General features: G+C 37.8%; 17 protein-coding genes. 8 read left to right on the top strand and 9 right to left on the bottom strand.

What is annotated here, in order from left to right; genetic code table 11:
- Positions 1-85: 85 nt before the first annotated feature.
- The 9 genes from QOL71_RS00280 to kduI all read right to left on the bottom strand — a co-directional run bounded on the left by QOL71_RS00280 (position 86) and on the right by kduI (position 10,293).
- Positions 86-1,699 (bottom strand): UxaA family hydrolase, encoded by a 1,614-nt coding sequence (locus QOL71_RS00280; protein WP_283415012.1) that lies wholly within the window; start codon positions 1,697-1,699, stop codon positions 86-88.
- Positions 1,700-1,834: 135 nt separating this feature from the next.
- A complete protein-coding gene (locus QOL71_RS00285; RefSeq protein ID WP_283415013.1) occupies positions 1,835-3,298 on the bottom strand; it encodes a tagaturonate reductase in 1,464 nt (487 codons plus the stop codon).
- A 4-nt stretch (positions 3,299-3,302) separates the two neighbouring features.
- Positions 3,303-4,832 (bottom strand): MFS transporter, encoded by a 1,530-nt coding sequence (locus QOL71_RS00290; protein WP_283415014.1) that lies wholly within the window; start codon positions 4,830-4,832, stop codon positions 3,303-3,305.
- A 24-nt stretch (positions 4,833-4,856) separates the two neighbouring features.
- Positions 4,857-5,519: a beta/alpha barrel domain-containing protein gene (locus QOL71_RS00295; RefSeq protein WP_283415015.1), complete on the bottom strand. Its 663-nt coding sequence runs from the start codon at positions 5,517-5,519 to the stop codon at positions 4,857-4,859.
- A gap of 72 nt (positions 5,520-5,591) precedes the next feature.
- Positions 5,592-6,596, bottom strand: coding sequence for a sugar kinase (locus tag QOL71_RS00300; protein WP_283415016.1), 1,005 nt, complete (start codon positions 6,594-6,596; stop codon positions 5,592-5,594).
- Between the two features lie 99 nt (positions 6,597-6,695).
- Entirely contained in the window at positions 6,696-7,043 is a 348-nt protein-coding gene (locus tag QOL71_RS00305; RefSeq protein WP_027383858.1) for a cupin domain-containing protein, read from the bottom strand.
- Between the two features lie 193 nt (positions 7,044-7,236).
- Positions 7,237-8,646 (bottom strand): glucuronate isomerase, encoded by a 1,410-nt coding sequence (gene uxaC / locus QOL71_RS00310; RefSeq protein ID WP_283415017.1) that lies wholly within the window; start codon positions 8,644-8,646, stop codon positions 7,237-7,239.
- A gap of 21 nt (positions 8,647-8,667) precedes the next feature.
- Positions 8,668-9,453, bottom strand: coding sequence for a gluconate 5-dehydrogenase (locus tag QOL71_RS00315; protein WP_283415018.1), 786 nt, complete (start codon positions 9,451-9,453; stop codon positions 8,668-8,670).
- Between the two features lie 3 nt (positions 9,454-9,456).
- Positions 9,457-10,293 (bottom strand): 5-dehydro-4-deoxy-D-glucuronate isomerase, encoded by an 837-nt coding sequence (gene kduI, locus QOL71_RS00320; protein WP_283415019.1) that lies wholly within the window; start codon positions 10,291-10,293, stop codon positions 9,457-9,459.
- Between the two features lie 789 nt (positions 10,294-11,082).
- Here kduI and QOL71_RS00325 point away from each other — a divergent pair.
- From QOL71_RS00325 to QOL71_RS00360, 8 genes are all read left to right on the top strand, one after another.
- Complete coding sequence (locus QOL71_RS00325) at positions 11,083-14,373, top strand: SusC/RagA family TonB-linked outer membrane protein (RefSeq protein ID WP_283415020.1); 3,291 nt, start codon at positions 11,083-11,085, stop codon at positions 14,371-14,373.
- A gap of 9 nt (positions 14,374-14,382) precedes the next feature.
- Positions 14,383-16,203 carry a RagB/SusD family nutrient uptake outer membrane protein gene (locus tag QOL71_RS00330; protein ID WP_283415021.1) on the top strand — a complete coding sequence of 607 codons (1,821 nt, stop codon included), beginning with the start codon at positions 14,383-14,385 and terminating at the stop codon, positions 16,201-16,203.
- A 244-nt stretch (positions 16,204-16,447) separates the two neighbouring features.
- Entirely contained in the window at positions 16,448-19,006 is a 2,559-nt protein-coding gene (locus QOL71_RS00335) for a pectate lyase family protein (protein ID WP_283415022.1), read from the top strand.
- Positions 19,007-19,253: 247 nt separating this feature from the next.
- Positions 19,254-20,267, top strand: a complete 1,014-nt coding sequence (locus QOL71_RS00340) for a pectinesterase family protein (protein WP_283415023.1) — start codon at positions 19,254-19,256, stop codon at positions 20,265-20,267.
- A 100-nt stretch (positions 20,268-20,367) separates the two neighbouring features.
- A complete protein-coding gene (locus QOL71_RS00345; protein WP_283415024.1) occupies positions 20,368-21,366 on the top strand; it encodes a DUF4861 family protein in 999 nt (332 codons plus the stop codon).
- Between the two features lie 162 nt (positions 21,367-21,528).
- Positions 21,529-22,773 carry a glycoside hydrolase family 88/105 protein gene (locus QOL71_RS00350; RefSeq protein ID WP_283415025.1) on the top strand — a complete coding sequence of 415 codons (1,245 nt, stop codon included), beginning with the start codon at positions 21,529-21,531 and terminating at the stop codon, positions 22,771-22,773.
- 94 nt (positions 22,774-22,867) lie between these two features.
- Positions 22,868-23,704 carry a rhamnogalacturonan acetylesterase gene (locus tag QOL71_RS00355; RefSeq protein WP_283415026.1) on the top strand — a complete coding sequence of 279 codons (837 nt, stop codon included), beginning with the start codon at positions 22,868-22,870 and terminating at the stop codon, positions 23,702-23,704.
- Between the two features lie 149 nt (positions 23,705-23,853).
- Positions 23,854-25,521, top strand: coding sequence for a glycoside hydrolase family 28 protein (locus tag QOL71_RS00360; RefSeq protein WP_283415027.1), 1,668 nt, complete (start codon positions 23,854-23,856; stop codon positions 25,519-25,521).
- The last annotated feature ends 48 nt before the right edge of the window (positions 25,522-25,569 follow it).

Raw genomic sequence — 25,569 nt, forward strand, 5'->3', positions numbered from 1 at the left:
ATTCTTTATATGATTTAGAAATAAAGAGCACTCTTCAAAAAGAAGAAATGCCCTTTAAAAATAAAAACCTTAAAATTCAAAAAAATTATAATGACACTCCTCGTTTCCAAGGTATAAATACATCCTGTTTCAGTTGGTCTGCTTTTGTTTCTACGTTGCCGCTCGCCAATTCTATAATATAATCTACGATCTCTTCGCCCACTTCCTGTATGCTTTTTTCTCCGGTGATTACAGTTCCTGCATTAACATCGATGATGTCGGACATTCTGTTGATCAATGCGGTGTTGGAAGAGATTTTCACAACCGGTGCAATTGGATTTCCCATCGGATTTCCTAAGCCTGTTGTAAACAAAACCACAGTTGCTCCAGCTCCAACTAGTCCTGTGGTACATTCGGCATCGTTTCCAGGTGTGTTCAATAAGTTCAGACCTGGTTTTGAAATGTATTCACCATAATCCAGAACATCAACGATAGGTGCGGTTCCACCTTTTTTAGAAGCACCTGCAGATTTCATAGCATCGGTAATCAAACCGTCTTTGATATTTCCTGGCGATGGATTCATATCAAATCCTGAACCTGCATCCACAACGGATTTCTCGAAGGCTTTCATTAATGATAAGAACTTATCTGCCTTTTCCTCATCCACACATCGGTTCATTAATTCCTGCTCCACGCCGCATAATTCCGGAAACTCGGCCAAGATTGTTTTCCCGCCTAATGCTGCAAAAATATCTGAAACAACGCCTAAGGCCGGATTCGCAGAGATACCTGAAAAACCGTCAGAACCACCACACTCCAGACCTATGCTCAGCTTAGAAACCGGTGCAGGCTGGCGTTGGATTTTATTAGCTCTTTTGATCGCTTCGAAAGACTCTTTGATGACCATTTGGAACATCTTGTCCGTCGTCCCGATTTTCTGTTGTTCAAAGATCAGCACTTCTTTATCGCTGTTCGGGCTCATTTCTTTCAAAGCATTTTGGAAGATATCAACCTGAAGATTTTGGCATCCCAAGCTGAGAACCGTTGCACCAGCCACATTCGGGTTGTTCACATAACCGGCAAGCAGTTTTGCCAAAAGTTCCGAATCCTGACGGATGCCGCCGCAACCTCCTTGATGATTGATAAACTTCACTTCGATATTATCCAGAAGATTTTCATTTCTGGATTGGTCTTCCACTTCTTCCACGCTTTTTTCTTCAATCAGAGAACGCAGGAAATTCTTATAGGAAACTTCTTTTTTCGGTAACAATTCGTTTTCGAAAATATCTTTAAGCTTCTCGATATTTTTGTTTTCACAAAACACCAAAGGGAAGAATAACCAGACATTTTTGGTTCCAACTTGCCCGTCAGCACGATGGTAGCCGTTGAAGGTCTTATCTTTCCATTTATCCACATTTGGCGGAGTCCAACCCAAATCTCCTGTCTTTTTGGAAACTTCTTCACTCTCGTGTTTTACGTTTTCGGTCGTGATGACTTCACCTTTTTGAATTGGCTGATTGGCTTTTCCAACAATGACGCCGTACATAATAATATGGTCACCCATCGCAAAATCTTCTGCTGCGAATTTATGTTTTGCTTTCGTATCTTTCAGTACCGTGTAATCTGCACCGTCCAGATGCACGATGTCTCCGGCAGGCAAATCCGTCAGCGCAACAATGATGTTGTCTTTCGGATTGACTTTTAAAACTTTCTTTTGCATAATCTTTAGCTTTAATCAAGTTCAACACAAAGGCACAATTTTCTTATTCTTCTGTTTTTTTAAGGCACTAAGTTTTTTCTTGTGCCTTAAAAAACGACAATTAGATTTATGCTTTTATGTCTTTATGTTTAAGTCTTATAAATTATTAATATAACTTTTATATCCTTCTTCAATTCCTGTGGAATCGATTGCACTTAAAGCCTTGGTTACAGCTTCTGTTAATCCAGAAACCTGAGTCAGATCTGTATCCCAGAAACTCACTTCAGATAAAGCGTTTTTCGCTACTTCTCCAAGGTCGTTAGTTGACCAGATTTCTTTGAATCTTTCCAAAACCGGCGCATCATCGCTTACAGGAAGTTGTTTTCCATCAAACTCACCTTGGTAGAATCTAATCAACGCTGCTAATGAAAAAGTCAGGTTAGTTGGTAATTCGTTCTTGATTTCAACATACTTCAGAAAGCTTGGTAAAACTCTCACTTTGAACTTCGAAACTGAATTCAGTGCAATGCTGGAAAGCAAATGTTTCAGGAACGGGTTTCTGAATCTGTCAAAAACTTCATCCGAAAACGCCGTCAATTCTTCTGTTGATAAATCCAGAGTAGGAATGATCTCGTTATAAACAGTTTCGGAAATCCATTGTCCTGCAAAGTCCGCATCAATCGCTTCTTTCACAGTTTCTTTTCCGTCAAGGATAGAGAAAGCCAACATTGCTGTGTGAGCACCGTTCAGGATTCTCACTTTTCTGGTTCTGTAAGGCGTGATATCATCAACAACCGAAACCTGGTCATCAATTTTATCAAACGGAATCAAGGCTTTCAATTTCTCATCACCTTCGATAACCCAAAGTAAAAATGCTTCACAAACTACCATCAGATTATCATCATAATCCAACTTAGCTTCATATTCATCTTTTTCTTCTCTTGGATATCCCGGAACAATTCTGTCCACCAAAGTATTGTGGAAATAGTTGCTATTCTCTATCCAAGCAGAAAAATCTTCTTCAAGATTCCATAGTTGAGCATATTTAAGAATATATTCTTTCAATGTCAAGGCATTGTTTTCAATCAATTCGCAAGGAATGATGTGAAGACCTTTTTCCGTATCGCCATTAAAATGCTTGAATCTCTCGTAAAGGAAAGCTGTCACTTTCGCAGGGAAATTCTTGTGAGGACCAGAAGCTAAAGAAGTTTCAGACTCATCAAAAGCAATTCCTGCCTCTGTTGTATTAGATAAAATGAACTGTAAATCTTCGCCTTTAGCCAATTCTAGATACTCCGCATAATTTTCGTAAGGACTGAATGAACGCTGGATTGCAGAAATCACTCTCTGGTCATCCACGATCTGGCCTTTTTTTACACCTCTTATGAAAAGTGTGTAAAGGTTATCCTGCTCTTCCAGCATATCAACAAGACCACCCTGAGTCGGCTGAACAACAGCTACGCCAGCATTGAAGCCAGCCTCTTTATTCATCTTATCGATAAGGTAATCTACAAATGCACGAAGGAAATTACCTTCCCCGAATTGTAAAAATTTGATGGGAAGTTTCTCAGTCGAACCTGAGTTTTCACGGTTAAGTTTTTGTTTAGTTTGATATTCCATTTCTTTATTCTTTAATGATTTTGTATTTAGGAACCAATGATTTCATTACAAACCACGCAATCAGATAGGCTACTGCGCAGATTGAGAAAATAATCATATATCCTTTGTCGATACCGTCTGAAATGACAGCACCGGAATTTTTCAATTGAATCCACAGATCATCAGGAAGCCTAGTATCCTTAAATTCAGGATATTTTTCTAAAAGTGGAACGCCATCAACAGTTGTCCAGGCTTTGTGGGCGTGGTCAAACAATAATCCGGACCCCTTGTTAATCAGGAAAGAACCGATTCCGCCAGCCATTCCACCAATTCCTGTGATTGTAGCGATTGCTTTTTTCGGGAACATATCGCCAACTGTTGAAAAAATATTAGCAGACCAGGACTGATGCGCTGCACCAGCAACTCCGATAATCAAAACCGGAAGCCAATAACTGATGCTTCCTGCAGGTTGTGCCACCAAAGCTAATAATGGAAAGAAAGCGAAAATTAGCATCGCACGCATTCTTCCTGCATACGGATTCATTCCTTTTTTGTCTACGAAATATTTTGGAAGCCAGCCTCCGACAATGGAAACCAAGGTTATCATATACAAAACGAAGAGTGGTAATGCACTTTGCGTGCTATCCATTCCGTAAACTGAACTTAGGTAGGCCGGAGTCCAGAACAGGTAAAACCACCAGACTCCATCTGTCATAAATTTACCGAAAATAAAAGCCCAAGTCTGTCTGTATCCAAAAGCTTGTTTTAAGCTCATTTTTTTCTGAGGCTCATCAGACATAGTTTCTACAAAATCATCCTGGTCCTGCTGAATGTAAGCCAATTCGTGCTCATTAACTTTCGGATGCTGATGAGGTTTTTTGTAATAGAAAATCCAAAGTCCCATCCAAACGAATCCAAGCGCACCAATGATGATAAATGCCATTTCCCAACCCATCGATTTGGCGATGAAAGGAATAGTAACTGGCGCAGCTAATGCACCAACAGTTGCTCCAGCATTGAAGATACTTGTAGAAAACGCTCTGTCTTTTTTAGGGAAATATTCTGCCGTCGTTTTAATTGCCGCAGGAAAGTTTCCCGCTTCACCAACCGCTAAAACAAATCTTGCAAAGATGAAAAGCGTCACACTTGTGCTTGTAACCAGGGAAATATTATTTAAAGTTCCAATAATTTCCTTTGATTCTGCAAAACCTACCAACCAGTTTCCTGTCAAAATTCCCGAAGTTGCAATACCGCAGAATGCGTGTAAAATAGCTCCAATTGACCAAATGAAAATTGCCCAAAGAAATCCTTTTTTCGTATCCATCCAATCCACAAATTTCCCTGCAAATAACATACTTATTGCATAGAAAATCGAGAACAATGCCGTGATGTTTCCATAATCATTATTATTCCAATGGAACTCGGGTTGTATAAAGTCTTTCCAGGTCAAAGAAAGAACCTGCCTGTCAAGATAATTGATGGTCGTAGCAATGAACAGGAGTCCACAAATAGACCATCTGAAATTACTAGGTTTTAAGGATTTAACTGAACTCATATTGGTTAGGAATTTAGTTTTGTTTTATGATTTAATGGATTGGATGATGTCCAATACTTTTTTTGTTTCGTTTTCTATGGTTGCGTAATCTTTGGAAGCCATTAATTCTTTGCTTACCAATTTGCTTCCCATTCCAACAGCGGAAACGCCGGCTTTGAACCAGCTTTCGATGTTTTCTTTGGTTGTGTCAACACCGCCAGTTGGCATAAATTTCAAATTTGGAAACACGTCTTTTATGGCACTCATAAATCCAGTTCCTAAAGCATTTCCAGGGAATAGCTTTACGAATGTTACACCTGCATTTTCAGCTTCGATGATTTCAGTTGGCGTCATACAACCCGGACTGTACAAAGCATCTTTCGGAATCAGGAATTCTGCAACTTCTGAAACAAATCCCGGGCTGATGAAAAAATCAGCATCAACTTTGTAATATTCTTCAACTTGTTTTTGATTCTTAATTGTTCCGATTCCAAGCAGCATATCCGGCATTTCTGCATTTCGGATTTCTACCATTTTTGTGAAATTACTTAGTGCAGATTCCCCCCGGCTTGTGTATTCTACCGCTCGGATTCCTGCTCTGTAAAGCGATTTCAGTATTTCTAAAGTTACTGTTTCATCCGCATTATAATACAAAGGCAAAAGTCCTTGCTTGATGATGGCGTTTGTAACTAATTGAATCTTTGTCATTTTTATATTTTTTGATTGAGGTTTGAGATTCTTCGACAAGCTCAGAATGACAAACGTGACAATATTTCTAAATTATCTTTTAATTCTTCCTCCTGAATTGCCACTCATCACTTCCAGAATATCATTGGCACTGCTCAGATTCACATCACCTAAAATCGTATGTTTGATGGCGCAGGCTGCATTGGCAAATTTCAAAGCTTTCTCATCATCGAAGTTGATTAAACCGTAAATCAAACCTGCAGCGAACGCATCGCCAGTTCCGATTCTGTCCACAACGGGATTCACTTCCAGACTTTCGGTTTCGAAATATTGTCCGTTAACGAAAGCTCTTCCCTGGGTGGCCTGATTGCTCGCTGTAACACCAATTCTGGTTTTATCAAATACTTTTTTGATAGAAGGGATTTCTTTCATCAATTTATCCGCAGCCTGGATAAAACTGTCTTTATCATAACCGAAAGATGTTCCCAGAATTTCATTGATTTCATTCACGCCACCGATGAAAATCGTAGAGTAGGAGATGAGTTCCTTAAGAACTGTGAATCCTTCTTTTCCATATTTCCAAAGATTGGAACGATAAGCCGGGTCAGCTGTGATTTCGATTCCTTTTGAGTAAGCTAATTGTAAACCTTGCTTCAAAGTTTCATAAGCACCTTCCGAAATTCCGGGAGAAATGCCTGTCCAGTGGAAATATTCAGCACCTTCCAATGCTTTTTCCCAATCTACTTGTTCAGGTTTGATGTTGGCAAAAGAACCATTTAATCTATTGTAGGAAATTCGGCTCGCACGCATCGCAGAACCAACTTCCAAGAAATATAAACCAATCGGATGTTCTGTTCTGTTGACGAATTGCGTATCAATCCCGTAACTTTTCATTGTTGCAATGGCTGATTCTCCGATGAAACAATCGGAAACATTGGTGATATGTCTTGTTTCGCATCCCATAATGGCTAAAGACGCACCGACATTCATTTCTGTTCCTCCGAAAAAGAATTCCATTTCGCGGCTTTGTCTTAGCATTTTGCTGTCGGACGGAGATAATCTCATCAATACTTCGCCAAAGGTTACAACTTTGCTCATTAATCTAGTTTTATTTTTATGTTTGTCATTCCGAGGAACGAGGAATCTCTAGATTCTTCACTCCATTTCATTTCGTTCTGAATGACAGTTTATCAATTTTTACTTTATAAAATCTTCTCTAAACGGACTGAAAACATCTACCAAAATCCCGTCTTCCAGACATTCGACACCGTGAAGAACATTGGACGGAACAAAGAACGAATCGCCTTTTTTCAAAATTGAAATATCTTCGCCGATGTTCACTTCAAATTTTCCTTCTGCAACATAAGTCACTTGAATATGAGGATGTTTGTGTTTGTATCCAATGCCGCCTTTTTTGAAACGGACATTCACCATCATTACAGATTCGTCGTAGCCCACAATTTGGCGGTCGATGTATTCATCTATTTTCTCCCATTCTGTTGAATCAGATTTGTAATATATTTTGGATGTTTGTTTTGTTTCCATTTTATTTTGAACACAAAGTGCACAAAGATTTTTTATTTAATTCTAATGTTTTTAAGTTCACAAAGCCGCTTCGCTTAAATAAGTTTTTAATCCGCAAATCACTCGCAGCCCGACTTGAGCGGAAATCCTTTTTTGCTCGGATTAAGCTGCCCTAATTATTCTGAAATCCTTCGAGAGCCTCAGGATGACAATATTAAAAGTTGAAATATTCCTTAGCGTTAAAATAGCAAATATCTGCCACAACTTTTCCTACCAAATCCAAATCTTCAGGAAGTTCGCCAGACTCGATTTCGTTTCCTAAAAGGTTACACAATACACGTCTGAAATATTCGTGTCTTGGGAACGAAAGGAAGCTTCTGGAATCGGTCAACATCCCAACGAATGTGCTTATGAGTCCCATATTGGAAAGCGCGTTCATCTGTTTTTCCATGCCGTCTTTTTGGTCCAGAAACCACCAGCCGGAACCGAACTGTACTTTTCCTTTTACCGAACCATCGTTGAAATTTCCAATCATTGTAGCCATAATTTCGTTATCAGCAGGATTCAGATTGTAGATAATCGTTTTCGTTAATTTATCCTTAGAATCCAATGTGTTCAGGAATTTCGAAAGGTTTGCAGCCTGACTGAAATCGCCTATGGAATCCCAACCTGTGTCTGCCCCAAGAACTTTCAACATTCTTGCATTGTTGTTTCTCAACGCGCCCAAATGATATTGCTGAACCCAGCCCAATGAATGGTAAGTCTCGCCCAAAAACAACAAAATGGCTGTTTTGAATTGCTCAATCTGATGTGGCGTCAATGTTTCTCCTTTTCTTTTAGTTTCAAAAATTGAGTTGATTTCCGAATCTGTGAACGTTTCAAAAGAAATTTTATTCAATCCGTGGTCACACAATCTGCATCCGTTGGCGTGAAAGTATTCAATCCTTTTGATTAGTGCATCCTGTACATCCTTGTAAGATTGGATTTCGATGCCTGCGGATTCGCCTAATTTATCAATGTAAGAATTATAATCCTCGTTATCAATCAAAATCGCTTTGTCAGGACGGAAAGCCGTGCTAACTGTGATTCCGATATTATTTTGTTTGATTGTTTGATGATACTCTAAAGTGTCAATTGGGTCTTCTGTCGTACAAACCGTTTCCACATTTCTCATTTTCAACAATCCACGGACAGATTTCTCAGGTGTTTGAAGTTGAGCTGATACATTTTCGTAAACTTCGTCCGCATTTTTTTCGCTTAACAAATCATAAACATCGAAATATCTTGCTAGTTCCAAATGGGTCCAATGGAATAGAGGATTTCTCAGCGTATTCGGGACTGTTTTTGCCCAAGCTGCAAATTTTTCTTTGTCAGAAGCGTCTCCCGTGATGAATTTTTCGTTCACGCCCATTGTTCTCATCGCTCTCCATTTGTAATGATCACCACCAATCCAAACCTGAGTAATGTTTTCAAACTGACGGTTTTCTGCAATCTCTTTCGGAGGCAAATGGTTATGATAATCAATAATCGGTTGGTTTTCAGCAAATCTGAAATACAACTCCTCAGCGAATTTGTTCTTTAATAGAAATGTATCTGTGATAAATGGTTTTGTAAGTGTGTTCATAAGACTAATAGATGAAAGACTTTATTCGTTTGAAGGTTTTCCGATGGTTGCTAGGATTCCGCCGTCAACGTAGATGATTTGTCCATTAATAAACTGACTTGCTTCGGAAGCTAGGAAAATTGCTGTTCCAGCCAAATCTTCAGGATTTCCCCAACGACCTTCCGGTGTTCTGCTGATAATGAACTCGTTGAAAGGATGTCCATCCACACGGATTGGTTCTGTCTGAGACGTTGCAAAATATCCGGGACCGATTCCGTTTACTTGGATATTATGTTTTGCCCATTCTGTTGCTAAATTTTTAGTCAGCATTTTCAATCCTCCTTTTGCAGAAGCGTAAGCCACAACATTGTCACGACCCAATTCGCTCATCATAGAACAAATGTTGATGATTTTACCGGATTTTCTGGCAATCATACTTTTTGCTACCAGCTGAGACATAATGAAAGGTCCAGTCAAATCTACATCAATCACTTTTCGGAAATCGGAAACTTCCATTTCCAGAGCCGGGATTCTTTTGATGATACCGGCATTATTAATAAGGATATCGATTTGCTTATGATTCGCTTCGATTTCTGCCACTTTTTCAGCAGCAATTTTCTCATCGGTCACGTCAAAAATATAGCCTGTTGCTTTGTAACCTTTTGACTGGTAATAAGCAATTGCTTCTTCCAATTTGGATGGAGTAGTGCTGGTCACCACCAATTCTGCTCCAACCGAAGCTAAACCTTCTGCCATTGCCAAACCTAAACCGTGTGTTCCTCCAGTTACTAATGCTACTTTTCCAGTTAAGTCAAATAAATTTTTCATTTTTTACTTTAATTCGTCAGTTTTTACAGCATCCATATCTCCATAATCCATATTTTCTCCTGCCATGCCCCAAATAAAGGTGTAATTGGAAGTTCCGACACCTGAGTGGATTGACCATTCCGGAGAGATTACTGCATCTCTGTTTTTAAGGAAAATGTGTCTTGTTTCCTGAGGTTGTCCCATAAAGTGTGAAATCGTTTGTCCTTCTTCCAAATCGAAATAGAAATAAGCTTCCATTCTTCTGGTATGTGTGTGAGAAGGCATTGTATTCCAAACGCTTCCTTCGTGCAGTTCCGTCATTCCCATTTGAAGTTGGCAAGTGTCCAAAACGCTGTTTACTAATAATTTGTTGATGGTTCTTCTGTTCGCATATTTAGAATCACCTAATTCTACGATTTCGGCTTCCTTCTTTGTAACCTTTTTTGTAGGATAAAACTGATGAGCCGGCGCAGAATTGATGTAGAAATATGCTTGATTTCCGTCTATGTTTTCGAAAATAACTTCTTTGTTTCCTTTTCCTATATATAAGGCTTCCTTATTATTAAGTTCGTAAGCGGTTCCGTCAACAGTCACTTTTCCTTTCCCACCAACATTGATGATTCCGATTTCTCTTCTGTCTAGAAAGTTTTCAGCTTTTAGTTCATCAATTGTTTCAAGCTTTAAAACTTTGTCTGTTGGCATTGCTCCTCCTACAATTAATCTGTCATACATTGTATAGACTAATTTGATTTGTCCTTCTTGAAATAAATTGTTGATTAGGAATTCTCTTCTAAGATCTTCTGTTGTGTATTTTTTTGCATCATCCGGATGATGAGCGTATCTGAATTCTGAAGTTGTCATTTCTTTATTATATAAATGTGAACTAAAAACTAATTTGTGTAATCGATTGCATTAAAAATTGCTCTTTTTGGCACAGAAAATAATTTCTGTAAATATATATATAAATATTAACCAAGAAAGAAAAAAAACAAATTAATTATAAATGTTTAATAATCAGATATTTATTAGTAAATAATTGAATTTTTTAAACTCATTAGGTAGTGTTTTGGATGCTTAATTTTGCATAGTAAAACTAATTTAATGCAAAATTTGTCATTTGTTGCTTTTCTTGCTAAAAAACTATTTTTCAGAATAAAATAATTATTAAGTATTTGATAAATAAGTATTTATGCTTTTGTTTTAGGTTTTGTAAAACAATGACTCAGATTTTAATTCATTTTTGATTTTAAGATGAAAAAAAGGGATTTTTTATAAAATTAAGTCTATTAAGTTAAATTTCGGTTAAATAAAATTGCACAAAACTCTATTTTATGGTCTTAAATTAATCAAACTAAATGTTAAATAAAAGTTAATTTCTATGATGGGTCGTTTTATACCTAAAATTTAATTTTGTCATAATTTATTATAAATCAATAATTTATTATTGTTTGTTGTTAATGATAATTCATTATGTTAAATTAATATTAATAAAAAATGATTTTTTTTATTTGTCAATTGAAAAATAATCTTAGTTTAGTCGAGTTAAGAAAAGTTTCAAATTTAAAGTGCAATCGATTGCATTTTTATTGTGAATTTTCCAACTATTTTAAGTAAATAATTGCTAAAATTTATAAAAACTAAAAAATATCTATGAGTGGTTTAAAATTAGGTATTCAAAGTGCTTTTGTAAAGACGACTATTGCATCGGTCTTTTTACTGCCGGCATTTGGATTAGCTCAAGAATTAATTAAAATTTCCGGAACTATCACGTCTGATCAGAAGAAGCCTTTGACAAATGTCGAGATCTCTGTAAGGAATTCCAAATTCTCTACAATGACAGATAAATCCGGAAAATATGAATTGAACGTTCCAAAAACCGCAACACTTGTGTTTCGTTCTAAAGGTTTTGAGGAGCAGGAAGTGGAAGTCAACGGTAGAACTGTTATTAATGTTTCATTAGCAAAATTTGATAGTAATAAGGAGAAGGCGATTGATGAAGTGGTTTTGGTGGGATATACAACTGTGTCTAAAAAAGATGTGACCAATTCCATCGCTTCCGTAAAAGGAGAACAATTGGCTGATATGCCTGTAAATAGTGCGGCAGAAGCTATCCAGGGCAGAATGGCTGGTGTACAGGTAACTTTTGGCGAAGGTTCGCCAGGATCTGATCCTGAAATTAAAGTCAGAGGTGGCACGTCTATCACTCAGGATAATGCGCCGCTTTATATAGTGGACGGAATCCAGATGGATAATGCCTTATCCCTAATCTCTCCAAAAGAAATTGAATCTATAGAGGTTCTTAAGGATGCGTCTTCAACTTCAATTTATGGTGCAAGAGGAGCAAATGGAGTAGTTCTGATCACAACAAAAAGCGGTAGAAAAAATGCTAAAACCACCATTAACTATAATGGTTATACAGGTGTTAGAACAATTGCAAAAACTCTGGATGTGATGAGTCCTTATGATTTTGTCCAGTACCAGTATGAACTTCGTAACAAAGATGGTTACCAGGATCAGATCGATAAGTTTATACAACTTTATGGCAATTATAATCCAACTTATGATGATAATGGGCAGTTGATAGATGTGGGAATTGATAAATATAGAACTATCAAGACCAAAAACTGGCAGGATGAAGTTTTTGGAAAAGAGGCATTCAATTATACTCATAATATCAATATTTCCGGAGGGAATTCCAATTCGGCATTTACATTGGCATTGAATCATGTGGAAGAAGACGGGATTATGCTTAATTCTGGCTACAAAAGAAGTATGGCCAATTTCAAATATGATTTTGATATCAGTAAGAAACTGAAAGTAGGATTGACCGCAAGATACAGCAGGACTTCGATTCTGGGAGCAGGAACATCCTCGTCAGGAACCCAGACAACCAACAGGCTTAGAAATGTTATCCGTTATAAGCCATTTGAGAACGGTATTAGCTTAGGTGCCGGTTCTGATGAGTTCGATACAGATGATTATGCAACTACCAACCTTGTTAACCCGGTTTTGCTTGCCAATAACGAAATAAAATATAATGATGTTAATAACTTATTCCTGAATGGAGTTATTACGTATAATATTTTTAAGGATTTAACATTCAAAAGTACCATTGGTTATGTCCAGAATGATCAGGATATCAAGCAGTTTTCCGGACCATCCACTTATCTGTCAAGGATCAATTCTGATATGTCTGTGGTTCAGCTAACAAGTACTCAAAGCAGAAGAATAACAAACAGTAATACGCTTGCTTATAAAAAGAAATTTGGTAAAAGCAAATTAGATCTATTGCTTGGGCAGGAGATTGTACAGACAGATGGTGAAAAGACGGATATGACAATCAGATGGTTGCCGACTTCTTTATCAGCAACTCAGGCCTTTGCAAATATTGTCCTTGCAACGCCGCCTATGGGAATGGTTCAGGAAGCTCCTATTGCAGCAGCTCAGCCTCCAATGAGACTGGCTTCATTCTTTGCAAGAGCCAATTATATCTATAACAACAAGTACATTGCCACAGTATCCATTAGAAGGGATGGTTCCAACACCTTAGGACTTTCTAACAGATGGGCCAATTTTCCTTCAGCTTCTTTGGCCTGGAAAATTGGAGAGGAAAATTTTCTAAAAGATTCTAAAATTGTAAATGACCTTAAACTTCGTGTAGGCTATGGACAATCTGGAAATGACAGAATTGCGTCTTTCTTGTTTGATACTTTCTACACGCCATCAAGTGCTTATGGTTATACAGGTGGTATAGGTGTGATTACAGGAGCAGCTCCAGGAAACATTATGGCTAGCCCTAACATCAAATGGGAAGCAACCGTTTCTCAGAATGTGGGTATAGATTTTACATTGTTTAATAAAAGAGTCTATGGAGCACTTGACGGATATATCACGGACACTAAAGATTTATTATTATTAGCTAAAATTCCTCAAACTTCCGGATATGAGTATCAATATCAAAATTCCGGAAAAACTCAAAATAAAGGTATCGAATTCAGTTTGGGAGCTATTATCGTTGGTAATGAAAACTTTACCTGGAAAACTGATTTCAACATCGCTGCTAACAAAAATGTCATAAAAAGTTTAGGGTCTTTAACACAGTCCGGAACAGATTATTATCTTCAGCCATCAGGATGGGTTAATAACTTATTTGACTTCAAAGTTCAGATAGGTGCACCTGTGGGAACATTTTATGGGTATGTTACGGAAGGCAGATATGAGCTAAGCGACTTTGATTACAATGCAACTAACCGTACTTATAAGCTGAAAGACGGAATTCCGAGTTCAAGCTCTGTTGCTTTAGGAAACAAAGCACCTCAGCCGGGAGATTTGAAATTAAGAGATTTGAATGGTGACGGGGTGATTGATACAAAAGACCAGACCGATCTTGGGAATGCCCAACCTAAGTTTTATGGAGGATTTAATCAGACATTCCGTTACAAAAATTTTGACATGAGTTTATTCTTCAATTTCTCTGTCGGAAATAAAGTGTATAATGCTAATAAAATTGAATTTACAACCAAGTATCAATATACAGACCAGAACATGTTAGCAGAAATGGCAAATCGTTGGAAGTGGTTCAATGCAGATGGTGTGAAAGTTACAGATCCTACGGAGTTGGCAGCTCTTAATGCCAATACTACAATGTGGACACCAACCGGCGGTAACTATTTTCTGCATTCTTATGCAATAGAAGACGGTTCTTTTCTAAGACTTAATAACATAACAATAGGCTATTCTTTACCAAAAGATTCTCTTAAAATGCTTGGTATAACCAATTTCAGATTGTATGCAACAGCCAATAATGTATTTACGATCACAGGTTACTCTGGCTATGATCCCGAAGTGAGTACAAGAAAAAGCACGCTTACACCAGGGGTAGATTATGCGGCTTTTCCGCGAAGCAGATTTTTCTTAACCGGTATTGATGTAACTTTTTAATTCAAAAAAATGAAAATTAACAGATTAATTTATATTCTTAGTTGTTTGGTTGCCTTCAGTATTTTTACATCTTGTGAAGACTTCCTTAATGCAGAAAATATTTCCAGTTCCAACGAAGCACAACAGTTTGACAGCACTGCCGACACTTTCAGCGCATTAGTTGGTGTTTATAACCAAATAATTGGTGATGATGGATATGGACAGAGACTGAATTTATATTATCCCCAGTCGGCTGATGATTTTAAAACATCAGGAGATTATAACTGTAATGACAGAAGGGGAATCAGTACGTATGGCGCTTGTACTTCTAATCCGGATCTTAACAGACCGTTTTTAAAATTATATTCAGGGATTGAAAGAGCTAATCTTTGTATCAAAAACATTCCTTTATCACCAGTTTATCAGACAGGTTCAACAGCTGATAAAGCGTTAATGGATCATTACTATGGCGAAGCTTTGACACTGAGAGCAATGTTCTATTATGATCTTATCAAAAACTGGGGTGATGTTCCGATGCAAATGGTGCCTTCATCAGATTTGGAATCGGTTTATTTACCAAAAACGGACAGGGATATTATTTATGATAAAATTATTGCAGACCTTGCAACTGCTGCACAATTAGTTCCCTGGAGATCAGAATCAGGAACATCTAATACAAGATTCACCAAAGCTGCTGTAAAAGGTCTTAGAGCAAGAATTGCTTTGGCTAGAGCCGGGTATTCTCTTAGAAGAGATCCAAGAGTTATGGCAAAAGGATCTAATTCCGAGGTGTATTACAAAATTGCTTATGATGAATGCAGAGATATTATCAATTCCGGGCAACACGGTTTGAATAGCAGCTTTGAAGCAGCTTTCAGACCATTGCATGAGAATACGGAAGATGCAGCACATGAGGTTATCTTTGCAGTAGGTGCATACGGAGGTAATGCTGCAACAGATAGTAAGATTGGTTATTACAACGGAATGCGACACGATGATGCTTCTAATTGGAAAAGTAGTGGCGGTATCAATGCTATAGCAACTTATTTTTACGAATTCGGAAAATATGATGTCAGAAGAGACCTTACCGTTGCGTCTATGCAGATCAATGCTACCAACCAGGCAATATTGTCGACCGGCGTTTTGTGTACAGACGGAAAATTCAGAAAGTCTTGGACAAATGTTACAGGAACTGCACAAAATCTTGCTATCGACTGGCCATTGTTACGTTACTCTGACATTCTTCTAATGTTTGCTGAAGCAGATAATGAAATCAACGGCAATCCTTCTGCACAAGCTGTGGATGCGGTAAGACAAGTTAGAAACAGGGCATATGCAGGTAACTTGGGACAGGCTGGAACAATTCCGACAGATAAAACAGGATTCTTTAATTATATTGTTCATGAGAGATTATTGGAATTCGGAGGAGAAGGTCTTAGAAAATATGACTTGATCCGTTGGAATCTCTTAGCAACAAAAATTGCTGAAACCAGACAAAAGCTTTCAGATCTGTTAAATGGAACGGGACAGTATGCGAATGTTCCATCTTATCTGTATTACAAGGTTTCTCCATATGACAAAACAAAATCCGCACAGGCAGCACTTCAGGCAATTGATGTGTATGTTCCTGCGGGTGTTGACAGATCAGACGTATATTATATGCCGTCAGTAGCAAATACGCCGGCAGGCTATACAAGAGTCAATTGGAGAGCAGCTATGACAGCTACTTACATCAATGATCCTGCAAAAGGATACGCCCAATATTTTGAAGCAAATAGAAAAGAATTACTTCCTATCTATAACGATATTATACAATCAAACTATAATCTGACTCAGGATTACGGTTATTAGAAATAGAATTCTGGACTAGAATTTTTTTAAGTTATTATATTTTTAATTTTTTTTGAAGACTCACTCTATCAGGATTTTATATCCTGGTAGAGCTGAATCTAAGGGATTTTTGTCCAAAATTTAAACAAAAACTATATTCTATTATTTAAAATTAGTTAATGAGAAGGGTTCGTTGAAGTCAACACTAATTATAATAATTACATTTTATAAAAACTCGTAAAAGACTCATTAAAATAAATTTTATATGAATAAATTTAAACTACTTTATGTATTCTTGTTATTTGTAATGACGCAGGTATCAGGACAGTCTGTTACATTCAACGAATCTGCAGGCTGGGTAGAAACAGCCTTTGTAAAATGGCAGCCGGTAGAAAATGCCGGAAGATACAATGTTTACTATTCCGGTGAAGGCGTTGTAAACAAGCAGGTTGATGATTATTTGATTCGCAGTTACGGATCATATTTCAGAGCTGACATTTTAGGACTGAAAGCAGGTAATTATACCATTACCGTTAAACCGGTAATTTTAGGGATTGAAGGCTCAGGTTCTACAACCGGTGCTTTGACAGTTCTTCCACAGGACAGGAATGGTTTTGCCTTTAATGGTGGAAGAGTTCCAGGTGGTTACAAAGCCGACGGGACGCCAAAGGATAATGCTGTCATCTTGTATATTACAGAGAAAAGTAAAAATACGATTTCTTTTAATGTAATTACCAGTAACAATGGAAATACGACTAATTATGTTGGGTTTCAGAACATCTTTTCCGGTATCAAAAAAGGAATTGATAAAAGACCTTATATTTTTAGATTAGTTGGTAATATTACCGATTTTACAGATATGGAAGGCGGTGATCTTGTGGTTGAAAACAAGAACAATGATCAGAGCTATATTACTGTAGAAGGTGTTGGGAATGATGCAACGGCAAATGGCTGGGGAATTCGTGTAAAGAATGCGACTAATATTGAGATTGCGAATCTTGGATTCATGAATTGTGACAGCAGCGAAGGCGATAATATTGGCATGCAGCAAAACAACTCTTATATCTGGGTTCATAATAATGATTTGTTTTACGGACATGCCGGCAGCGATGCGGATCAGATCAAAGGTGACGGTGCACTGGACAACAAAGGAACTTCATACGCGACTTATTCTTACAATCATTTCTGGGATTCAGGGAAATCAAGTTTATTAGGATTGAGCGAAGGAACAACGTCCGGATTATATGTAACATACCACCACAACTGGTTCGATCATTCAGACTCAAGACATCCAAGAGTTCGTTATTATTCGGCTCACATTTACAACAATTATTTTGACGGAATTTCTAAATACGGTTCAGGATCTACGGAAGGTTCATCTTTATTTTTAGAAGGGAACTATTTCAGAAATTCTAAAAATCCAATGATGATCTCTTTACAAGGAACAGACGTTTGGAATCCTTCAAAACAAATGAACGATCCAACCAATCAAGGGACTTTTTCTGGAGAAGACGGGGGAATGATCAAAGCTTTTAATAATGTTATGGATGCAGATATTGCAACCAATTCTATGCGTTTTGTAGCTTATGCAGACCCGAATCCTTTATACAATATCGAAGGAAAAATCAGTTCATTAACAGATTTTGATGCTTACCTGGCAACCTCACGTGGAGAAATAGTTCCTAACACGGTCAAATCAAAAGTAGGAGCAAACTCATATAATAATTTTGATACAGATGCTTCTCTTTATGTAAAGAATCTATCTGTTGAAGATCCGACTGCTGCTAGAGACAGAACAAAATTATATGCAGGACGTGTACAAGGTGGCGATTTCAACTGGACTTTTGATAACGCTGTTGATGATAAATCTTATACAGTAATTACAGGCCTCAAATCAGCTTTGACTGGTTATGGAACAACTATGGTTTTTATCCAGGCAGAAGGCGGTTCACAGACTTTGGTTAACACGTCAGGAAACAAAGATCAGACGGTAACTTCAGGATCTGCAGTGGCTCCTATTGTATTTACTTGGGGTGGAGATGCGACAGATGTGTCGTTAACGGGTGTTACCAATGGTCTTACATTTACAAAAGATTCAACTGCTAAAACTGTAACAATTACCGGAACTCCGACTCAAACTACAGCTTACACAGTTACAACAGTTGGGTCCACTGGGACAGCTGTTTCTATCAGCGGAACTGTTACAGTCGGTTCAACCGGGAATCCGGGTTCAGATGGATTGATCCATAACTTCACAACTTCCGGGAAAATAAGTACATTCTACACCATCACAGGTAACATGAATTCTACAGATGGTTCTCAGTCTTATGACGGATTTACACTGACTAAGCGTTTCAAAATGGAATCTGCTACAAGTATCAATTATACAACAACTGCAGTATCAACTTTGGTATTGGTTTTCGATGCCGATTTTGCTAAAAATGTGAAATTTGATGGCGTTAATTACACTGCGGTAAACGGTATTGTGACAATCCCTAATGTCGCAGCAGGAGCACATAGCATTACAAAAGGAGATACAACCAACCTTTATTATATTAAAACAACTTATGCATTAGCAGCCAATGATATTAATAAAGCGCAGATAACTTTATATCCAAACCCGGTTTCTGATTATTTGCATATCAATACTGCTGGAGAAAAAATGCAAAGTATTAAAGTTTACAATTTTGCAGGTGCATTGGTTAGGAATATAACGGATGCAAAAGCAGATACAGTTGATTTGAGAGATCTTACAACAGGTAATTACATTATCAGCATCACAACTGATAAGGGAGTAATCACTAAAAAGATTATCAAAAAATAAACTTAAATCATCTAATGTCAGCCTGTAGCATTCAGGTCACATTATTTAATTGTTAAATTCATACAGGTTTTCATCCCGAAAGGGGTGGAAACTTGTATATTTAAAAAGATTGGCACGGCTCATACAAAAAAAATTTCTAGAAATAGACATCAAAAATTTATAGCTCTGTAAGAGCGATATGTTTGTAGTAAAATATTAAAAAAACAAAGAGCTCCGTAGGAGCGACCTGTTAATAGAATCAACATCAATGAAAACCAGAAATCCGTTATTGTTTTTTTCTTTCATCTTTGTTTTGATTATTATCAATTCTTTCAGCGTTATGCATAATTCTGAAACAATTTATACCGTTTCAAAAGACGGAAAAGGAGATTTCAAAACAATTCAGGAAGCGGTTAATGCAGTTGAAGATAAGTTGGATTCCAAAACAAAGATTATTATCAGAAAGGGAATTTACAGAGAAAAAATAATTGTTCCTGCAGCCAAAGGGGCTATTTGTTTCGAAGGTGAAAGTTTGGATGAAACCATAATTGTTAACGGCGATTTTGCATCAAAGAAAAATCCCGAAGGAAAAGAAATGGGAACAACAGGTTCATCAACCATTTTTATTTTTTCAGACAACTTTTCGGCGAAGAATGTCACTTTTCAAAATGATGCCGGAAAAGTAGGACAAGCCGTTGCTGTTCTCATTACAGGCGACAAAGCTATTTTTAAGAATTGCAGGTTTCTCGGATTTCAGGATACCTTGTATCTGAAAGGACAGCAGGATGTTCCTGAGCCCAAAAGGGAAATCCGTCATTATTTTAAAAACTGTTACATTGAAGGAACAACTGATTTCATTTTCGGTGCGGCAACTGCGGTTTTTAAAGATTGCACAATCTATGCGAAAGAAAGTGCAACTTATCTCACAGCAGCTTCAACTCCGGAAAATATAAGGTTTGGTTTTGTTTTCATCGATTGCAAAATCAAAGGCGAGGCGAAACCAGAATCTGTTTACCTTGGAAGACCTTGGCGACCTTTTGCTAAAACAGTTTTTATCAATACAGAAATTTCAAATATCATAAAACCCGAAGGCTGGCACAATTGGAAAAAGCCGGAAGCTGAAAAAACTGTTTTTTACGCAGAATTCAATTCGACCGGAAGTGGAGGTGATGTCAAGAATAGAGTTGCCTGGTCTCGTCAATTAACAAAGGAACAGTCCAAAGACTACTCAATCAAAAATATTCTTTCAGGAAAAGACAACTGGAATTTTAAAATAAATTAATATTAGGTCACTGAACGAAGTCGAAGTGTCTTTGCTAACTTAAAGCATTGCATAGAATAAAAAATTTTCTAGGACTTTGCGTTCAAACAAAATAATAAAAATGAAAAACATCATACTCAAAACTATTTATTCAGGATTGCTGATAAGTTTTATCAGTTGCTCTGCGCAGACAGATGTCATTCGGACAATCAGGAAAAACGGAAATGCTCCATTTTCTTACGCCGAATTATCTATAAAAGAAGGCGGAAAATGGGATGGTAATCAATATGTCGGAGGGACGTTTAAAAATGTTAATGAGCTTACGATTCCTGCGGAACACACAGACCATTCAACTTACATCAGATATGAAGGGATAGGTTTGGAAAACAACCAGATTGGTTATAGATTATATCTCGATTGGCGCAATGCAACGGATATTTTCGGGAAAAAAGTTAACACTTTGGTTTTGCCGGAAGTCGGTCAGGATGGCTTCGAATCATATCACCACGATGCAGTTTGGGGACAGGATATATTGAAATCCGGGCGAACGATTGGTATTGGTTCTTACGGCAGATATGATGAACAAAACGATTTTGTCGAGACTTTCAAAATGGTAAAATCAACAGCCGCAAAAGTAATCAACGAGAAAGATTACTCATATGCGATTATCAATTACAAAGGCTGGAAAACCTGGGGCGATGCGATAGATGTTCAGTCCAGACTCACGATTTTCAACAGAGACCGTTTTGTAAAAGTAGATTTAACTTTGAGCAACGCCATTTCCGGATTATGTACAGGGATCGTGGCGTTCGACAAAATACCGGTCAAACAGGTTACAGGCAAGAATAAAAAGTGGGCTTACATTGCTACTTTTGGTCAGCAGACTTTGGCTAAAAAAGATGACAATCTCGGGATGGCGGTTTTTTATCCCATCAATAGTTTTGATAAGTATGTAAAGACCAAATCCACACATACAGTGGTTTTCAAAAAGACCCAAAATGTATCGTATTACTTTTTGGCAGCATGGTCACAGGAACCAGACGGCATCAAAACCGAAACCGAGTTCTATCAGGATCTGAATAAAAAATTAGACCAGCTCGACAACGATGGAACATTGTAAATAGAATAATTTGGGCAGCTTAATCCGTCCTCCGTTCCCGCTTTTTTCTTTTTCGGTAAAAAAGAAAAAGAGCTCCACTCAGGCCGGGCTGCGTGCTATTCAACGTTAAAACAAATCATCTCGATCTGTTTAAACAGAAGAGAAAGAATAAAAGTAAGAAAAATGAAATTCAACAGACTCAGAATATTAACTATGGCTGCATTAGCATCAGGACTGTTTTTTTCCTGTGCGCAACAACCAAAACAGACCAATCAAAAAGTTTTGAAGGTTACAAGACAGACTATTTCTACAAAGCTGCCTTGGTCAGAAAGAATGATGCAATCCGAGATGAAACGTTTTCCCGAAGCCTGGATGTTGGATTTTTTTAAATCACCGAAATGGAGCTATCCCAACGGCTTGGTTTTGAAAGCTGCGGAACAATTATTCAGGAAAACGGGAAAAAGAGAATATTATGATTACATCAAAGCCTATGCTGACGAATTGGTCAATGCAGACGGCACGATTAAAACCTACGATATCAATAAGTATAATCTCGATATGCTGAATTCCGGTAATGTTTTAATTTATCTTTTCCTCGCAACCAAAGATGAAAAATACCTGAAAGCGACGCAATTGCTAAGGTCACAACTGAACGATCATCCAAGAACTTCCGAAGGTGGATTCTGGCACAAGAAAATTTATCCCAATCAAATGTGGCTGGATGGATTGTATATGGCAGAGCCGTTTTATGCTAATTATACAAGATTGTTTGATGAAGGAGCTGATGCGGATAAAGCTTACAATGATATTGTGAATCAGTTTGATATCATCCAGAAGCACATGGTTGATCCTAAAACCGGCTTGTTGTATCATGGCTGGGACGAGAGCAAAGAACAACAGTGGGCAGATAAAAAAACAGGACTTTCCCCCAATTTCTGGGGACGTGCGATGGGCTGGTACGGCATGGCTATCGTAGATGTTCTGGATTATTTGCCGGAACATCATCCCGGAAGAGCAAAACTCATGGGTTATCTTAAATCTTATTCAGAAGCTTTGGTGAAAATTCAGGACGAGAAAACGGGACTTTGGTACCAGGTTTTGGACAAAGGTGGCGAAAAAGGAAATTATCTCGAAGCTTCAGCATCATCAATGTTTGTTTACACCTTTGCAAAAGCTGTCAGAAAAAAATACTTACCAGCTTCTTATAATGCGGTTGCTAAAAAAGGCTACAACGGAATCCTCAAAAATCTAATCTCGGTTGAGAAGGATGGGACAGTCAATCTGAACCAAAACTGCGCAGTTGCCGGATTAGGCGGAACACCTTACAGAAGCGGAACTTACGAATATTATGTCAATGAAGAGATACGTTCCAATGACCCAAAAGGAACAGGCCCGTTCATCCTCGCAAGTCTGGAACTAGAGAAATAAAAATATAAGTTCTGTCAAAGCGTTCAGGTATTTTAGGTCAAATTTGACTTTTCAGAATTACAAAAAATTAAAACGAAATAGATTATAATCAAAAATGAAAATTTCTTTCAAAAAAATCTCGACAGCATTTTTTATCGCAGCTTCTGTGATGATTGTTGCTCAGACAGAACAGGATAATCAAAAAGAGAGAATCGTGCAACCTTCCACAGACAAAAACACGACCAATATTTTTTTAGCTGGCGATTCTACGTTGACCGATTATACTTTAGAAAGCAATTATCAGGAAAAGCGTTATCCGCAGCAAGGTTGGGGCGGCGTTTTTCAGGAGTTTTTTGGCGCGGACAGTCTCAAAACTTTCAAATCGAATTTAGCAAAACAAGTTTTGGTTGTGGACAAAGCTAAAGGTGGAAGAAGCACAAGAACCTTTTTTCAGGAAGGCCGGTGGCGTTACATTTTTGAAAATCTGAAACCGAAGGATTGGGTACTGATCCAGTTTGGTCACAACGATGAATCTGAGAAAAAAGTCGACCGTTATGTGGATGTTCCGGGTTACAAAGAGTATTTGAGGTTGTATATTCATCAGGTTCGTGAGAAAGGGGCAACGCCCGTGTTGGTAACGCCGGTTTCAAGAAATTATCCTTGGAAAGAAGGTATTTTAGAAGATAGTCATGTCGATTACGCAAAAGCAATGATAGAAGTGGGGCAAGAACAAAAAGTCGATGTTATTGATTTGAACAGATTGTCCAGAGAATTTTTCACGAAAAAAGGAAAAGATTTCGTGACCACAACCTATTTTATGAATCTTCCCGAAGGAAAATATCAAGCTTATCCAAAAGGTCAGAAAGATGACACCCATTTCCAGCCGGAAGGTGCAAAAGCTGTCGCTCAATTGGTTTATAATGAATTCAAAAAAATAGTAAGCAAGAAATAAACTCAAAGTTTGTCATTCCGAAGGGAATCTCGACAGTTTGGATTCCTACGGAATGACAAATATTGAAAATAAGGTCAAAAACCTTGCGACTTTAAAAATATAATAAAATAGAAATTTGCGCTCTTTGCGTTAAAATCAAAATACTGAGAATGAAGAACACGATTAAAATTTTAGCTTTAAGCTTAGCAACATTATTTTCAGGAAACGCTTTTGGACAGAGTATTTCTGATATTTACAAAAATGTAGAGTTCAAAATGCCGACAGTTGCAGAAACTTCTTTTCCTGCAACTTCTGTCAATATCAAAAATTTTGGTGCTGTTTCTGGCGGCATCGTGAAAAATACCGAAGCGTTTAGAAGAGCCATTGATGAAACCTCCCAAAAAGGTGGCGGAACAGTTGTCGTTCCAAGAGGAATTTGGCTAACAGGACCAATTGTTTTGAAAAGTAATATCAATCTGCATTTGGAAGACGGCGCTTTGGTGATGTTTAGTAGAGATTTTGCGGATTATCCTTTGGTTGATGTCAGTTTCGAAGGTTTGAACACAACGCGTTGTCAGTCTCCGATTTCTGCAAAAGGGGCGACCAACATTGCCATTACCGGAAAAGGTGTGATTGACGGCAACGGCGATGCCTGGAGATATGTGAAAAAAGGAAAAATGACCGACAGGCAATGGAAAGAATTACTGTCAAAAGGCGGCGTTTTGTCTGATGATAAAAAAATATGGTTTCCGAGCGAAAGCTCCAAAAAAGGTTTTGAAAGTACGGCCAATTTTAATATTCCTGAAAAATTGATAACTCGAGAACAGTTGGAATCGGTGAAGGATTTTCTCCGGCCGGTGATGGTGAGTTTGGTGAGCTGTGACAAAGTGCTTTTGGACGGACCAACGTTCCAGAATTCACCAGCCTGGAATCTTCATCCGTTGATGTCAAGTAATTTGATTTTAAGGAATCTGACGGTCAGAAATCCTTGGTATTCACAAAATGGTGACGGTCTGGATTTGGAATCTTGTAAAAACGTTTTGGTTTATAACAATACATTTGATGTTGGCGATGACGCGATTTGTATCAAATCCGGAAAAGATAAAGATGGTCGCGACAGAGGCATTCCGACCGAAAATGTCATCATCAAAAACAATACGGTTTATCATGCTCACGGCGGCATTGTTATCGGAAGCGAAATGTCCGGCGGTGTCCGGAATCTTCATGCTTCAGATTGTACGTTTATCGGAACGGACATTGGACTTCGTTTCAAAACAACCAGAGGAAGAGGTGGCGTTGTGGAGAATATATGGATCAGTAATGTTGATATGACGGGAATTCCGGCGCAGGTCATTGGTTTCAATATGTTCTATGAAGGCAATTCGCCAATCATCGAAGATGACCAAAATGCTGACAATGAGAAAAGAAAAGAAAAAGATATTCCTGTGACCGAGGAAACACCGGTTTTCAGAAATGTGTTCTTCAAAAATATCACAGCTTCCAATTCCTACGAAGCGTTGTCACTAAATGGTTTATCTGAAATGAACCTTAAAAATATCGTGATAGAAGATTCTTATTTTGATACCAAAAAAGCTTTAACCATCGTAGATACAGACGGAATTACATTGGAAAATGTTAAAATAAAGTACACCGATGGAACTGGTGCAACTATTTATAATTCTAAAAATGTTGACATCTCCGGATTAACTTTGGAATCTTCCAAAACACCTTTGGTAAAGGTCATCGGAAGTAAAACTAAAGCCATCAAATTACCAAAAGGAATCTCCGGAGATAAATTATCGATTTCCAAAGATGTTCCGAAGAATGCTGTAAAATAGTCAGTTTTGTCATTCAGAACAAAATTTTGCGCAGCATTATGACTTAAC

The organism is Epilithonimonas pallida (genome assembly GCF_900182975.1).
GTDB classification, from domain to species: domain Bacteria; phylum Bacteroidota; class Bacteroidia; order Flavobacteriales; family Weeksellaceae; genus Epilithonimonas; species Epilithonimonas pallida.